This is a genomic window from Hymenobacter sp. APR13, assembly GCF_000737515.1.
Lineage (GTDB): Bacteria > Bacteroidota > Bacteroidia > Cytophagales > Hymenobacteraceae > Hymenobacter.
Map to the genome: position 1 here is coordinate 2003895 of NZ_CP006587.1, position 14120 is coordinate 2018014.

General features: G+C 64.8%; 11 protein-coding genes. 6 read left to right on the plus strand and 5 right to left on the minus strand.

Annotated features, from left to right (window positions below; translation table 11 throughout):
• Positions 1 to 40: 40 nt before the first annotated feature.
• Positions 41 to 3643: a S8 family serine peptidase gene (locus tag N008_RS08340; protein ID WP_044015228.1), complete on the minus strand. Its 3603-nt coding sequence runs from the start codon at positions 3641 to 3643 to the stop codon at positions 41 to 43.
• A gap of 277 nt (positions 3644 to 3920) precedes the next feature.
• Between N008_RS08340 and N008_RS08345 the strand changes: the two genes are divergently transcribed.
• From N008_RS08345 to N008_RS08355, 3 genes are all read left to right on the plus strand, one after another.
• Positions 3921 to 4421, plus strand: coding sequence for a hypothetical protein (locus N008_RS08345; RefSeq protein ID WP_044015230.1), 501 nt, complete (start codon positions 3921 to 3923; stop codon positions 4419 to 4421).
• Between the two features lie 147 nt (positions 4422 to 4568).
• The gene (locus N008_RS08350) at positions 4569 to 5354 is read left to right on the plus strand and encodes a tetratricopeptide repeat protein (protein WP_044015232.1); all 786 of its coding nucleotides are present in this window, start codon (positions 4569 to 4571) and stop codon (positions 5352 to 5354) included.
• Between the two features lie 159 nt (positions 5355 to 5513).
• On the plus strand, positions 5514 to 6248 hold the full coding sequence (locus N008_RS08355) for a TIGR04283 family arsenosugar biosynthesis glycosyltransferase (protein WP_052381330.1): 735 nt from the start codon (positions 5514 to 5516) through the stop codon (positions 6246 to 6248).
• A gap of 170 nt (positions 6249 to 6418) precedes the next feature.
• Here the strand turns inward: N008_RS08355 and N008_RS08360 are convergent, their stop codons facing one another.
• The 4 genes from N008_RS08360 to N008_RS08380 all read right to left on the minus strand — a co-directional run bounded on the left by N008_RS08360 (position 6419) and on the right by N008_RS08380 (position 12304).
• Positions 6419 to 7477, minus strand: coding sequence for a hypothetical protein (locus N008_RS08360; RefSeq protein WP_044015234.1), 1059 nt, complete (start codon positions 7475 to 7477; stop codon positions 6419 to 6421).
• A 438-nt stretch (positions 7478 to 7915) separates the two neighbouring features.
• Positions 7916 to 10417 (minus strand): T9SS type A sorting domain-containing protein, encoded by a 2502-nt coding sequence (locus N008_RS21480; RefSeq protein ID WP_081910678.1) that lies wholly within the window; start codon positions 10415 to 10417, stop codon positions 7916 to 7918.
• Between the two features lie 604 nt (positions 10418 to 11021).
• Positions 11022 to 11723, minus strand: coding sequence for a metallophosphoesterase family protein (locus N008_RS08375; RefSeq protein ID WP_044015238.1), 702 nt, complete (start codon positions 11721 to 11723; stop codon positions 11022 to 11024).
• 86 nt (positions 11724 to 11809) lie between these two features.
• Positions 11810 to 12304, minus strand: coding sequence for a hypothetical protein (locus tag N008_RS08380; protein WP_044015240.1), 495 nt, complete (start codon positions 12302 to 12304; stop codon positions 11810 to 11812).
• 112 nt (positions 12305 to 12416) lie between these two features.
• Here N008_RS08380 and N008_RS08385 point away from each other — a divergent pair, with 112 nt between their 5' ends.
• From N008_RS08385 to N008_RS08395, 3 genes are all read left to right on the plus strand, one after another.
• On the plus strand, positions 12417 to 12977 hold the full coding sequence (locus N008_RS08385; RefSeq protein WP_044015242.1) for an NADAR family protein: 561 nt from the start codon (positions 12417 to 12419) through the stop codon (positions 12975 to 12977).
• A 61-nt stretch (positions 12978 to 13038) separates the two neighbouring features.
• On the plus strand, positions 13039 to 13509 hold the full coding sequence (locus N008_RS08390) for a hypothetical protein (RefSeq protein WP_156109117.1): 471 nt from the start codon (positions 13039 to 13041) through the stop codon (positions 13507 to 13509).
• Positions 13510 to 13831: 322 nt separating this feature from the next.
• Positions 13832 to 14080, plus strand: coding sequence for a 4a-hydroxytetrahydrobiopterin dehydratase (locus N008_RS08395; protein WP_044015246.1), 249 nt, complete (start codon positions 13832 to 13834; stop codon positions 14078 to 14080).
• The last annotated feature ends 40 nt before the right edge of the window (positions 14081 to 14120 follow it).

Sequence of the window (14120 nt, forward strand, 5' to 3'; positions counted from 1 at the left end):
CGCCAACGCGCGGATTACTTTAAGGGAAGCCGAACGTCGCTTACTTCACCACTTTTAGCTGCTGGGTGCCGGCGCTGGTGCGCAGGCGCAGCGTGTACACGCCGGCCGGCAGGCTGCCGGTGGCCAGCGTGTGCTGCTGGGCGCCAGCGCGCAGCAGCACGGCTTCTTCGCGCACGGTGCGGCCCAGGGCGTCGAGCAGCTGCAGCGTGGCGGCACCGGCTTTGGTGGGGGCCAGCTGCACGGTCAGCTCCTGCGAGAAAGGCACCGGATAGGCGCTCAGCAAGCCCAGGTTAGTCTGGCGGCTGGCATTGCCCAGCACCTGCAGGGCGCGCAGGCGCACATTGGTCAGGTAGAGGTTGTTGCCGTAGTCGTTGAGGTTGGCGAAGCGCACCAGCACGTTGGCCGGGCGCGTGCCGCCGGCCGTCAGCAGGCCGGGCAGGTCCACGGTTTCCTGGCGCCAGTCGGCAGGCCGGGAAGGCTCCCACTCATTGGTGTCGAAGCCGGGCACCGTGGCCAGGGCCGTGCCGCGCTTCAGGTAGCCCGTGGGCTGGAATGTGGCGCCGCAGTCGGTGCTCATATCCACCCGGATACCGTCAAAGTACGCCGCGCTGTAGGCCGCATACGCCACCCAGAACGTCAGGCGGACGGTGTTGGCGGTGACGGGCACCGTGCTCAGGTTCAGCGGGGGCGTAATCAGGTAGTCTTCGGCGCCGCGGGCCGAGTTGGCGTAGTCGTTGGCCATGGGCACCGGCCGCGCCACCGAGTCGGGGCCCGGGAGGATGGAGCCGCTCAGCTGCCAGCGGAAGTTGGACGTGGCGCTGGGGTTGACCACCTGCCAGCCGGCGGGCGGGAAAGTGCTGGTGCGGAAATTCTGCACCACCGGCAGCGGGTCGCCGGTAGTCACGTTGATGAGGGCCGGCCGGGTGGCCGTGGTGGGGCCGTAGCTGTTGCTGGCCAGCAGCGTGACGCTGTAGGTGCCGGGCGTAGCAAACTGCAGCTGCGGATTCTGCGAACTGGCGCTGGTGCCGCCTACAAACGTGACGCCCGCGCTGGGCGAAACCGACCACGTCCAGCTGGTTGGGAACGACTGGCTCTGGTCGGTGAGCGTGACGGGCACGCCGGGGCAGACCAGCGTACGGCTGGCTTCAAACGCAATGAGGGGCGGGCCGGGACAGTTGAAGATGCGCGCCGGCTGGTTGAGGGCGCGGGTGCGGCGGCTGCGCAGCCCGTCGGAGGCCCGGATGGCGCGCACCGCGTACCACTGCTCGGCGCCGTAGCCCAGGCCCGGCAGAATCACGGAAGTGCGCGTCACGGTTGTCACGGAGTCCATGTACTCAGCACCCAGCTTATATACAATGTAGGCCGAGGCCGTAGCCAGCGTGTCCCACTGCAGCTTCACCTCGTTCTGGCACACGTAGCCCAGGCGCAGGTTGCCGGGCAAGGCCGATACAGTAAGCGGCACCACCGACTGGCTGCTGGTCGTGCCGCGCGTTACGCGCACTTTCACGCGGCCCGAGGCCACGCCGGCCGGTACCGTCCAGTCGAAGTGGCGGGTGGTGGCGGCGACGGTGCTGGAAATCGGGAGCCAGGTGGTGCCGTTGTCGGTGCTGTAGTCCAGCGCAAACGTGCCGGAGCCGGCCGGGGCATCCCAGCGGATTACTTCGTTTTCGCCGGGCACGAAGCCTTCCCCGCCCAGCGGGTAGGTCAGCTCCACGCCGTCTTCGAGGTAGCTATACACCAGGTAGTAGGTCTGGGGGCCCTGGGGCACCGCCGCGCCGCGTACGGTCACGGTGTAGGTGCCGGCGGCGGGGTCGGCCACGGTCACCTGCTCCACGTTGTTGAGCGAGTCGAGGCCGCGCACGGCGTTGGCGTTGAGCTGGGCCACGGTGGGCCGGTGGTCGAGCACCCAGGGCTGGTAGGTGGTGCCGCCGGGCAGCGCCACCTGCATGTTCAGGTCGTTGATGAGGTTTTCGGTGGAGTTGATGGCGCCCTCATAGTCGTGCCAGTACACCATCACGCGCAGCTCCTTCTTGCCGGCCGGCACCGCAATGGTGTGGGTGCGGGCCTGGCCCGTCGTCAGGGAGTCCTTCAGATACGTGCGCTGCTCCAGCACGCGCACGGCCCGCAGCGCATTCACGCGGCCGTAGCCGAAGCGGAAGTCGGGGCCGGGGTTGCCGAGGTCTTCGGCGGTGTTCATCAGGGCCGCTTTCAGCAGGGCGCCGGGCGCTTCCTGCTGGTTGTTGAGGCTGCGGTAGGCCTGCACCAGCTGGGCCGTGACGCCGGCCACGCCGGGCGCCGCCATGCTGGTACCCGTAAATACGGCGTAGGTGTTGGGGTCGACGGTGGACGTAACGCTGGTGCCCACGGCGCACACGTCGGGCTTGATGCGGCCGTCCTTGGCCGGGCCGCGGCTGCTGGAGCCAGCCAGCGCGTCGGTGTACGTCACGTTGCCCACGGTAATCACGTTCTTGCCCATCTTGTGGCCGCCCGTGATGTTGCCCCAGCCCGCCCCGGCCCCATAGCCAAAGTCAGAAGTGCCGGAGTTGCCCGACGAAAACACGTGCAGCAGGTAGGGCCGCTGGCGCGTCTGCTGGTCCACGGTGCGCGTGAAGCTGGTGTAGCCGGTGTTGTTGCCGTCGCCGTAGCTGGAGTTGGTCACGCGCATCTTGCGGGCGCCAGCGTAGGCGGCGGGGGTGTTGGTGAGGTTGCCGGGGTAGGAGAAGTATTGGTTGAAAGCGCCCGTGGCGTTGCCGCGTACCCGCGGGTCGGCGTTGCCGGCGCCCATGATGATGCCGGCCACATGGTCGCCGTGGTTGCCGCCGCTGGCCCCGGCCGCGCTCTGGTCGAAGCGGCCCTGGTAGTCGATGTGCGGCCCGATGCGGCCGTCGTCGCCGTGGCCCACGGTCACGCCGCGCCCGTCGTAGTGGCGGCCGGCGCCGTAGTCGGTGCTGATGGCGTTAGCGCGGTGGTCGGTGCGGCCCCGGAAGTTTTCGGGCTCAGCGGGCGGCGTGGCGGGCTCCACGGCACTCACCCAGGGCAGCGCCGCCACCCGGGCAATGTCGGCCTCGCGGCACAGCACCCGCAGCTGCTGCCCGAACATCGGCTTGCCAGCCTCCTGAAATCCACTCTGGCGCAACGCCTGGGCGGCCTGGTTGGGCGTGAGCGTGGCGTAGTACTGCACGTTCACCTCTACCAGCCCGCCGGGCCGCCGCATGTGGGCCGGAATGGTGTTGCGGGCCAGGTCGCCGGCCAGTTTCCAGGTGGGCGCCACGGGCTGCACGCTGCGCAAACCCACGCCGCTCAGGCGCTGGTGCGGCAGGCTGGCGGGCAGGGCGGCGGTCCAGGCGTTGCGGGGCAGGTAGTCGAGCAGGCGCACGCCAGCCGCGGCTAATCTGGCCTTCTGGGCCTCGGTGGGCAGCTGCTCAAACTGCAGCACCCGGAACACCTGGCCCTGCCAGGCATCGGTGGGAGCAGTGGTAGCGGGCTGCCGCAGCCAGTCGGCGAAGTTGGCGGCGGGCGTTACGGGGCCGCTGGCCAAACGCAGCGTGTAGCGGCCGGCCGGTTGCGGCGTGGTCTGGGCCTGCGCCAGCAGCGGCGCTAGGCTCAGGGCCGCGGCCAGCCCCAGGGAGGAGAGGTGTTTCATGCAGGAAACGGGAGTAGTGGTGGAAGCAAATAAATATGGGAAAGGAAGTTGCCGGGAAGATACACAGCTGATAGTATGTTCAATACAGAATATGGCTTGCGCCGCCGACAAAATTATGGCCGGGCTCAAGGCCGGCCGGCGGCCCCGGTGGGCGGCGGCCGCGCGGGCGGCGGTGGTGGCCTCCGTAGCAACCAACCCAACTTTCTGCGTTATCTTGTTCCGCCCGGGCAGGCTGCTGCCGGCCGGGGCCGTATTTCGTCTTTGTTGCTCTGGCCCCGTGAATCAGCCTTTAGCCGAAACCCTGACCCATCTGCGCGTTGGCAACCAGTCGTTTCTGATAACTTTCTACCAGGAAAACCGCGACCTGTTCGCGCGCTGGGCCCGGCGGCAGCACCAACTGGAGCCGCCCGCGGCCCACGAGCTGCTGCGCACCGTGCTGGTAGAGTTCTACGACCAGGTAGCCGACGGCCGCCTCACCAAGCTCCCGCCCGATTTGCGGGCCCACGTCTACGGCATGGCCGTGCAGGAGCTGCAAACCGCCCGCCCCGCCACCGAAGTGCTGCCCGCCGCTGAAGCCGGCCGGCGCCGCCGGCTGCTGGGGTTGTTCGGGCAGCTCAGCACCGACTGCCAGCAGGTGCTCATGTTCTTCTACTTTCGGGGCTACAATTTTGAGAAGGTCGCCGGCAAGATGGGCTTCGCCAACGCCACCGTGGCCCGCCTGCAGAAAGCCAACTGCCTGCGCCGCCTCTACGAACTCAGCCTTAAGGATAGTGCTTAGGGAATGGTGCTTAGGGCTTAGGACGTTCAAGACACCTAAGTACTCCGTTCCTAAGCACCAATCGAGCTCCTAAATGCCAAGCACCACGCACTAAGCACCAAGCAAGACCTATTCCCCAAGCCCTACTCCCTAAGCCCTAAAAAATATATGCCTGATCTGCGCCCCTACCTCGATGAGCTGGAACGCTTTGCCGATGGGCAGATGTCGGAGAGCGAGCAGGAAGCCTTTGAGCTGCGCCTGGAGCAGGACGAGCAGCTCAGCACGGCCTACGAGCGCTACGAGCGGTTTACGGCCGACCTGCGCTGGGTGGCCGGCCACGAAACCCTGCGTCACCGCCTCGCCGGCCTCGACAAACGCCTCGACCAGCGCCAGCACGCGCTGCAGCGTGTGCAGCGCCGCCGCCGGCGCCAGCAGGTGCGCTGGGGCGTGGCCGGCGGCGTGCTGCTGCTACTGCTGGGCGTAGGGCTGTGGCTGCTGCTGCGCCCGCACGCCATCAGCGCCGAGGAGGCGTGGACCCGCTACTACACGCCCGACCCGGGCCTGACGGAAGCCGCCGCCCAGCGCGTCGGCAACCCGTTTCTGCGCGAAGCCATGCAGCAGTACCGCGACGGCCACTATCCCGCCGCGCTGCACTCGCTGCGCCGCATCTCCCAAAACAGCCTCGGCCCCGACACCCTGCTCTACTACACCGGCGTGACGCTGCTGCGCCAGGATGAGGCCACCGCTGCCCGCCCCTACCTGCTGCGGGCCAGCCGGCAGCCGGGCTCGGCGCTGGCCGGCAAGGCGCAGTATCAGCTGGGTATGGCGCAGTGGCGCACCGGCCAGCTGCCGCAGGCCCGCACTACGCTGCAGGCCGTAGCCCAGGACCCCCGCAACCCCCACCGACTCGATGCCAAAGCCGTGCTGCAGGCCAACGTGCTGAACGACAAGTAAGTATCTGGTATGGAGTAGATAGTATTGAGCGTTGAGTAGACAATACAGAGTAGTAAGTGTCTGGTAAGGAGCGGTATGACGGTGTTCTAGTGTTTTCAACTGCTCACTATCCCATTCTTAGTACTCATTGCTCGCTACTAAATACTTCCTGACGTGCGTATGACTCCTGCTCCTGTTGCGGCAACCGGGCCGGCGCTTATCAGTATCATCATTCCTACCTACAAGGAAGCCGGCCACATCGGGCCGCTACTGCGCCACCTGCACGAAGCCGCCGGACCCGATACAGCGCTGGAGCTGCTGGTAGTAGACGGCCACAGCCCCGATGCCACGGCTGCCGAAGCCGCCGCCGCCGGGGCCCAGGTGCTGCTGTGCCCGCGCAAGGGCCGGGCCGCCCAGCTGAACTTCGGGGCCGCGGCTGCCACCGGCAGCATCCTGTACTTTCTGCACGCTGACACCTACCCGCCGGCCGGCTTCACCGCACACATCCGGGCGGCGGTGGCGGGGGGCGCGGGCTGCGGCGGCTACCGCCTGCGCTTCGATCATCCCAGCCGCTTTCTGGCCCTGAACGCCTGGTTCACCCGTTTCCCGCAGGAGGTCTTCCGCTTCGGCGACCAAAGCCTGTTCGTGCGGCGCGACGTATTCGAGAAGGCCGGTGGCTACCGCGAGGATATGGTGGTGTTTGAGGATCAGGAAATTACGCGCCGCCTGCGCCGGGTGGCGCCGCTGCGGGTGCTGCCGCACTACATCGTCACGTCGGCCCGCAAGTACCGCGAAAACGGCGTGTGGCGGCTGCAGGGCATCTACTACCTCATCACGGCCATGTACCGCCTCGGCATGTCGCAGCAGCGCATGGTGCAGGTATACCGGAAGTTGATCCGGCAGGATAAGGTGTGAGATGGGGTGATGAAGGGATGAAGGGATGAGGTGAAAAGTCGCACGTCATGCAGAGCGGAGCGAAGCATCTCGCGTGCTGACGTTGCAATAGTAATCCTGCATCAGCACGCGAGATGCTTCGGCTGCGCCTCTGCATGACGTACCATTCACCTCATCCCTTCATCACCCCATTACTTGCTACGCCGCCGCAGCGGATTTTTAATCAGCTCATTACCAGCGAAGTTCTGGCCGCCGGTGGCTTGGTACTGTTGGTAGCGCTCGGCCTCAATCTTGCGCCGGTCTACGAAGTAGAGGCCGCCGCGGAAGCCGCGCCGCCGCACCCAGTTGTTGATGAGGAAGGCGTGTGTTTTTTCGAGGCGGTTGGCGCCGCGAGTGGGCACGCCGTAGTCGCCCTGGAAGTAGAGGCCCGGCGCTACCGGCTCCCGCACGATGCCGCGGGTGTCGCCGTGGCGCAGGCGCTCGGTGTCGGCCACCCAGTTGCCGTTGATGATGTTCACGGCCGGGTAGGGCGAGGGGTTGCCCCACATCACGCGGCGCTGGGCCCCGTTCACGTTGGCAAACCACGGCAGGTGCGACATCACGAAGGCCGAAAAATAGGCGTACTCCACGGGGTTGTAGTTCCGCTCCCGGAACACCAGCGTCACTTCGCGGTGCTCCGTGCGGATCAGGCGGCGCAGCTCCCGGCGGAAGCGCGGGTCGGCGAGGTACTGCAGGGCTTCGGCGAAGTGGTTGAACAGCAGCGTGAGGCCGTTGTAGTGCACGGCGCCGTGCAAGTAGTTGATGGCGTGGGGCATACGGCGGCGCGTGCCGTGCGGAATCTCCGGCGTCGGCACCGATTTGCTGACCATCGTGGCCAGAAACTTGCCCACCTTACCGGCGATGATATCGTCGGGCTCCGGGGTATAGTCGGGCTGGGCCCATTGGGTGGCGGGCTCCGTCCGGAACACCACGTTGCGGGGCCACACGGCGCCCTGGCCAGCGGGCATCTGGCCCGTTACCCAGGGGTGCTCGGGGCCGAGCAGGCCGGCGGGCATCTTGTGCAGCGTGAGCAGGCGCATCACGTGCAGCGCGCCGCCGGTGTTGTGCAGCACGTTGCCGCGCACGATGTTCTGCACCAGAAACGCCCGCTCCTTCACCCAGGCCCGCTTGCGGCGCGGGACCGGCAGGGCCGCAGGGTGGGGTAAATGGGGCCGCGGCAACACGTCGGCAGAAGCGTAGGAAGCAGGCATAACCAGGAAGCAAGGAGTAGAAAGTATAACCGCGGCCCTTGCTACACGAATCATGCCTGCGTTACCGGCTCAGCCGCCACCCTGAAAATAAGTTGCTGTAAGCAAGGCTCTTTCAGGTCTTCAGCCCGATGTAGAGACGCAATACCTTGCGTCTCGTCGTTGCTGATGTTGTTTAGAGTGGGGCGCTTCCAGTCGTTCAACGACGAGACGCAAAGTATTGCGTCTCTACATCGGGCCGGCAGCTTGTAGCGCAGATTTCAGGTTACTGTATAACCTCGTTCTCGCGTCACTCCTCACCCCCCGGCCCCCTCTCCTCAACGAAGAGGGGGAGCCAGCCGACTACTACCGGCACACCAACCTGAAAGGCGACCTAACACCCAAAAAAAACAGCGCCGCCCTTGCAGGGGCGGCGCTGTGAGCAGCCTGAAGGCCAGGCTGCTACTGGCGTACTACACGCTGGCGTAGCACGGTACCGTTGAGGCGGGCCGTCAGGATGTAGGTTCCGGCGGGGCACTGCGGGGCCAGGTCCAGGGTGCTGAGGCCAGCGGCCATCGGCTGGGTTTGCTGCCAGACCACCCGGCCCAAGGCGTCGGTGAGCGAGAAGGCTACCGGCGTGGCGGTGGGCGTAGTCAGCTCCACGGTGAGGCGGCCGCTGAAGGCCGTAGGGTAGGCGGACAGCTGCATGGCTTGCGCTTCCTGGAACGACACCGTAACGGGGCCGAAGTAGCTGGTTTTGCCGTCCTGGTCTTCCTGGCGCAGGCGGTAGTAGCGCAGGCCCTGCTTGTTGGCCTCGCGGTCCAGGAACTGGTAGGCGCGGGGCTGGGTGGCCGGGCCCTCCTGGCCGGGCACGAAGCCCAGGTCCCGGAACTGCCGGCCATCGGTGCTCACTTCCACCTCGAAGCCACGGTTGTTGATTTCGGAGGCCGTCGTCCAGGAAATCAGCGCCTGCGGGCCCTGGCGCACGGCCCGCAGCGAGGTAAGGCCCACCGGCAGCGGCCGCTGCGCGTCGCCGAGGGTCCAGCGCGAGAAGCCCTCCACGCCGTTGAGCTGGGCGTAGCCGGGGCCGCTGCTGCTCACGCCGCGCGGCTGCCAGTTCGCGCCCGCATCCGTGGACTTGAAAAAGCGCAGGTTGGCGGGCACAATGCCGTTGAGCTCGTGCGTGAAATAACGCATCACGAGGCTCAGGTTCAAACCGTTGGCGGTGGTGGCCGTCACGTCGTAGTAGCGCTTGATGCCCTGGCTGCCGTTGGAGCCGGTGGCGGCCGTGCCCGTCACGCGCAGCACGTCGGTGGCGCCGGGCAGCACGGAGCTGGCGGCGGGCGTCATTTCCAGGCCCAGGCCCCCAAACAGCTCGGTGTTGCTGGCCCGCACGGTGCGGCTGGCCAGCACCCGGCCCAGCACGTAGCTCGCGTCCGACTCCGTGATGTTGGCCTGTTCCAGCAGCTCCAGCGTGTGCGGGCCGGTGGCCAGAATGCCGCTCGTGAGCGTGAGCTGGCTGATGATGTCGGCGTCGTCGGTGATGGTTTTGGTGCCGGCCCCGTTGATTTCCAGGTTGAAATACACGCCGCCGCTCACCAGCTGCGGGCCGCTGCCGGTCAGCTTTACCAGGCCGCCTACGCTCGTAAACGTGCCGCCCTGGTTGTTCATGTCGCCTTTGATTTCCAGCGTGCCCGAGGTCTGGTTGTAGGTGCCCGAGGCGCTGTTCAGGAAGCTACCGGTCACCAGCACGTCGCCGGCGTTTTTCAGCACGCCGTCGTTGCGCAGGTTGCCGGTCAGGGTCAGGATGCCGCCCGGCTCCACGTTCACAATCTGGCCGCTGGCCACCGTAAAGTTCACCAGGTCGGTGTCGGTGCGGGAGTTGAGGCTGATGACGCCGCCCTGGCCGCTGTTGGTCACGTTCGTGACGTTGTTGCCGGCCACGGCGGTCAGGCCGTCTTCCAGGCGCAGCGCCGTCAGGGGCTGGGTGGTGCTGGTGAGGCTCACGTTGCTTACCAGGTTGTTGCTGATGGTGGTGCTGATGCCGCTGCCGCAGCCCACCACAATGCCCCGGAACTCGGCGCTGGTGTTCACCCAGGTACCGCCGCTGGCCGCCGCGGCCCGCCCCCCGATGCTGTTGCCGCTGATGACGTTGTTGTCGGACAGCGTGCCGGGCTCGAAGTCGATGGCCGTCTGCATCGACGTAGGCGTGGTGGCCTGGTCGTAGAAGAAGTCGTTGTTGGAGATGTTCCAGTTCGAGCCGTTGCCACTTTGCACCTGCAGGCCAAAAGCCGTGAAGTTGGCCAGGTCGTTGTCGGTGATGGTGATGCTCTCGTTGAGCGCCTCCGGCACGATGTTGAAGGCGTAGATCAGCGTTTTGGGCAGCGTGGCCGAGGCGTTGGCAATCAGGTTGTCGATGAGCGTGTTACGGTCGTTGCCGGCCGTGGCCGCATTGCCGATGGTGACCACGCCCAGGCCGGGCTGCTGGCAGCTGCCCAGCACGCGGGCCTGGCTGAGGCGGTTGTCGGCGGCATCGTCCTCAAACACCACCGTGGCCCGGCTGATGGCCGGCTGGCGCAGCGTGAGCGTGCGGGCGTTGGTGCCGTTGTGGCCGCTCACTACCACGTAGCGGCTGCCGGCCCCAAACGTGAGCGTGCCGGTAATTTCAGCTGCCACGCCGGCCGCCGGCCGGATGGTAATGGTATTGGTGGCGGTGCCGGCCTTGTTGATCAGCACGTTTTCGGTGTAGCTGGCGTCAAGCAGCTGAATTTCAATGGGCTGTGCAACGGTGGCCGGTATGGAGGCCAGGGCCTGCGCAATGGTGGCGTAGGAGCCGGCGGCTCCCACCGTCTTCACCACCGGAGCCGCGGCCCAGGCCGGCGCCGCCAGCAGCAACGAGCCGGCCACCATGCCCCACAGGCACTTCAGCGACGGGCCCGACATAGAAAGTAGTGTTCTTTTCATCCCTCTGATTGGTAAGCGAACATGACAGAAAACGTGTACCCCTCTTCGGCGCCCTGCTCCGGTCTGTTGCCGGGCTGCAGTCGGGCAGCCTACCCCGCCAGCCTATGGCCGGCGTGCCGCACAGCCCACACCCAACCCGGCAAGAGATGCGCTCAGCTACTGGCGCGTCTTTGCAAAGTTTAATTGGAGTGGTTCTGTTGGAATTACTTTTTATATAATTCGTCAAATATAGAGGGGAAATTTATGTGTGCAAATTCGCTACAAATGAAATTTGTATTATCATTTCCAGTATTGTAGCTGGATTGGGCTTTTTCAGCCTGTAAAGCGCTAAAAAAGACGTTTTTCAATCGTTGTGATACTTTGTTAGTTTTTGTTTAATAGATTTTTTTAGGAAATAGGTATCAGTGAATATTTTTATACGAATGGATATGAAATGGTATTATGGATTGTTTTGATTTGAAAAAGTTGTAACGATGGATGGAAATGGTGCAAAAATTATTCGCCCTGATAACCGATAAGTGCTATTGAGAAAATGACACGCGCCCCCGTCTGCCACGTACCAACGGGTGGGGCAGACGGAGGCGCGCTGCTGATTTCGCCGCCGCTAGGCGCGGCGGGCTATGGCATACGGAGCTTCGCGGTTGGGCACCAGCGTCAGCTCAAACGTGTCGAGGTTGAGGGCCGCCAGGTGGGCCAACTCCGGGTTGTGGCGGTACACGCAGCCCGTATCCAGCCCGATAGCGCCGGCCCGGGCCTGCACGCGGCGCTGCACCTCGGCGGTGGGGGTAGGCACGTGGCCGTGCAGCAGGCGCCGGCCCTGCAGGCGCGAGGCATCCAGGGTAAACTGCTTGACGTTGAGCATGGTGTGCCAGTCGTGGCGCATCTGAGCGGGCGGCAGCCGGAAGTCATAGCCGGCGTGTACCAGCGTGAAGCCCGGAATATCGAGCTGGTGCGGCAGGTCGCTCAGCCAGCGCAGGTAGCGCGGCGCCAGGTCCTCGGGCCGCGCTATGCCGAAGCTGGCCAGCGTTTGCTGGCGGTCGGCGGCAGAGGCCCAAGTGAGCTGGTGGCGCCCCTGCGCCGCGTCGAGCAGCTCCTGGTCGTGGTTGCCGCGCAGGCAGTGCACCTGGTAGCCGCGGGCGGTCAGCTGCATCAGGTAGTCGAGCACGCCGCAGCTGTCGGGGCCTTTGTTGACGTAGTCGCCCAGTAGGTAGAGCTCGTCGGTGGGCTGCAGGTGCAGCGTGTGCTCCAGCAGGTGCCGGAAGGTGGCCAGGCAGCCATGCAGGTCGGTGGAAGCGTAGCGGGCCATAGAAGTATCGGAAAGGCAGGAAGACGCGAAAAAGCACCTTTTCTGAAGGAAAAGGTGCTTTTCAGTGCTATCAGTAAATGCCGCGACTATTGCACGATGGCCGTGTCGGTGGCGTCGGGGTCGGTGAGGTCGGCGTTGGTGCCCTGGCGGGCGAGGTCGGCGTTGTTGGGAGCAGGGCGCTCCATCTGGCCCATGCCCACCCGGGAGTCGGGGTCCGACATTTCATCGGGGCCGCTGCGGGCGTCGTCGCGGTCCAGCTCATCGGCGGGGCGGCGGGCTTCCAGGTCTTCGTCGGCGGGCAGGTCCTGGTTGGGGCGGTCGGGGCGGCCTTCGTCGGTGCTGCGCATGTTATCGGGTGGCGAGCTGGTGCGGTCGGCGTTTTCGTTGACCGATACGGCCGAAATGCCCGCGCCGCTGTCGGTGCCGTAGCCTTCCTTGCCCTCCCGGTTGCCGAAGCCGCCGCGGGCATCCTCGTTCTTGGGTGGGTCGCCGCCGGGCGTGCGGTGGCCGGCCTTCATTTCCTGTTCGGTGGTATCGTCGTTGATGACGCGCACGGGGCGGTTGTTCGGGTCAGTAGCCATGGGAGGTCGAGGTGTTGAGGTGGGAGTCAGGTATAGCTAGGTGTACTGCGGTTCGCCGATATGGGTTTAGCTTTGGCGGCTTTCTGCTTCCCAAAAGATTCCCGCATTTGCCATGTCCGCCGCCGACTCACCCGCTATTCGTTCTGTCGAGAGCCTGCTGCACCATCTGGAGGCTGGCGCGGCTGTGAAGTATCTGTATTTCTGGGGCCATACCGGGGCCGGCCGCGTCGGCAAGGAGGTGTTCAGCCAATGGTATCCGGCGCCTTTCGCGCTGGAAGGCGACACTTACGCCACCGCCGAGCACTACATGATGGCCGAAAAAGCCCGCCTGTTTCAGGACGAAGCCACCCGGCAGGCCATCCTGGCTTCCTCCCATCCCGACCAGGCTAAGAAGCTGGGCCGCACCGTCCGGAACTTCGACGAAGCCCGCTGGAATGACGCCCGCTTCGCGGTAGTGGTGCGCGGTAATGCTGCCAAGTTCAGCCAGCATCCGGCGCTGCGGGAGTTTCTGCTGGGCACGGGCGCCCGCGTGCTGGTAGAGGCCAGCCCCGTGGACCCGGTATGGGGCATCGGGATGGCGCAGAGCCACCCGCAGGCCGCCAATCCGACCAACTGGCGCGGCCTCAACCTGCTGGGCTTTGCGTTGATGGAAGTGCGGGCGCAGCTTGGATAGTGCCGGTTAGTTATAGTATTTAGGTCCCTGAATAATTCCTGCAATCATTTTATATAAAGCCTTGCGTACCATGAAATTATCACCAGTTGCTGTTCTCTCTTTTCTCGTGCTGGGCTGTTCACATTCAGCTTCCTTCGATCAGGAAGTGTGGCTGCAAAATTCCGGTGTGGAAGACACGCGCAACCCCCGCGCCTACATGGTGCAGGATGTAATCAAAAACCATCTTCGGGCCGGCATGACACGGCAGCAGGTTGTCCAGAAGCTTGGGGCACCGTACAAGGAAGCAGCAACCTATTTGCTGCCCCCCACCATGGCCCTGCCTGATTCGCTGCGTGGGCCCGACTCGGTGAGCCTGAGCGAAGAGCAACGGAAGCAGCTCGCTGCCCGCAGTACGCAGTTTTTTCGGACGTATGGTCAGCGGGTAAAGCTGCTGGAATATCCCGTTGGATGGTCTATTATTGATCCTCGTTTCCTGACGGTTGCTCTCACACCGGACGGTCGTGTGCTACGCAGCTGGGTAGAAGAGCATTAGGCTGAGTTACTCAGCCTGCCCTTCACTTTGTACTGCAACCCTCAACCCCCATGTGGACTGAATCCGATAGTCCCATCTCCCACCCGGCTGGACCTTCACGTACAAAGAAGTTTCCAACAGTGTGTATGTAGTTCGTTTGGAGTCCCGACACGGCCCGGCAATCGAAATGACGGGCACGGATGTCGATGCAATACTGCGGCAAGCCATTGAAGCCACCACCGATATAGACCGGCAACTGACAGAGCTCAGAGCGAAGCGCCCCAAGAAGTACTCTTCTGCCGTCAGGCCGGGCAAACCACCGAACCCCAATCCCCCAACCCCCATGTGGACCGAAACCGATAACACCCTGACCCGCACCTTCCGCTTCCCCGACTTCAAAGTGGCCTTCAGCTTCATGACCGACGTGGCCGAGGAAGCCGAGCACCAGCAGCACCACCCCTGGTGGAGCAACGAGTACAACGTAGTCAGCTTCCGCCTGCACACCCACGACGCCGGCAACACCGTCACCGACAAAGACCACGCTCTGGCCGCCGCCATCGACCAACTGGCAGCCGAGTACGGCGGGCAGTAGCGCGAACTTTGTAGTTCGCGTCCCCACGCCATACCAACTG

Coding starts and splice junctions, on each gene's coding strand:
- N008_RS08340 (WP_044015228.1), bottom strand. CDS start 3,643: ATGAAACACCTCTCCTCCCTGGGGCTGGCCGCGGCCCTGAGCCTAGCG.
- N008_RS08350 (WP_044015232.1), top strand. CDS start 4,569: ATGCCTGATCTGCGCCCCTACCTCGATGAGCTGGAACGCTTTGCCGAT.
- N008_RS08355 (WP_052381330.1), top strand. CDS start 5,514: ATGACTCCTGCTCCTGTTGCGGCAACCGGGCCGGCGCTTATCAGTATC.
- N008_RS08360 (WP_044015234.1), bottom strand. CDS start 7,477: ATGCCTGCTTCCTACGCTTCTGCCGACGTGTTGCCGCGGCCCCATTTA.
- N008_RS21480 (WP_081910678.1), bottom strand. CDS start 10,417: ATGAAAAGAACACTACTTTCTATGTCGGGCCCGTCGCTGAAGTGCCTG.
- N008_RS08375 (WP_044015238.1), bottom strand. CDS start 11,723: ATGGCCCGCTACGCTTCCACCGACCTGCATGGCTGCCTGGCCACCTTC.
- N008_RS08380 (WP_044015240.1), bottom strand. CDS start 12,304: ATGGCTACTGACCCGAACAACCGCCCCGTGCGCGTCATCAACGACGAT.
- N008_RS08385 (WP_044015242.1), top strand. CDS start 12,417: ATGTCCGCCGCCGACTCACCCGCTATTCGTTCTGTCGAGAGCCTGCTG.
- N008_RS08395 (WP_044015246.1), top strand. CDS start 13,832: ATGTGGACCGAAACCGATAACACCCTGACCCGCACCTTCCGCTTCCCC.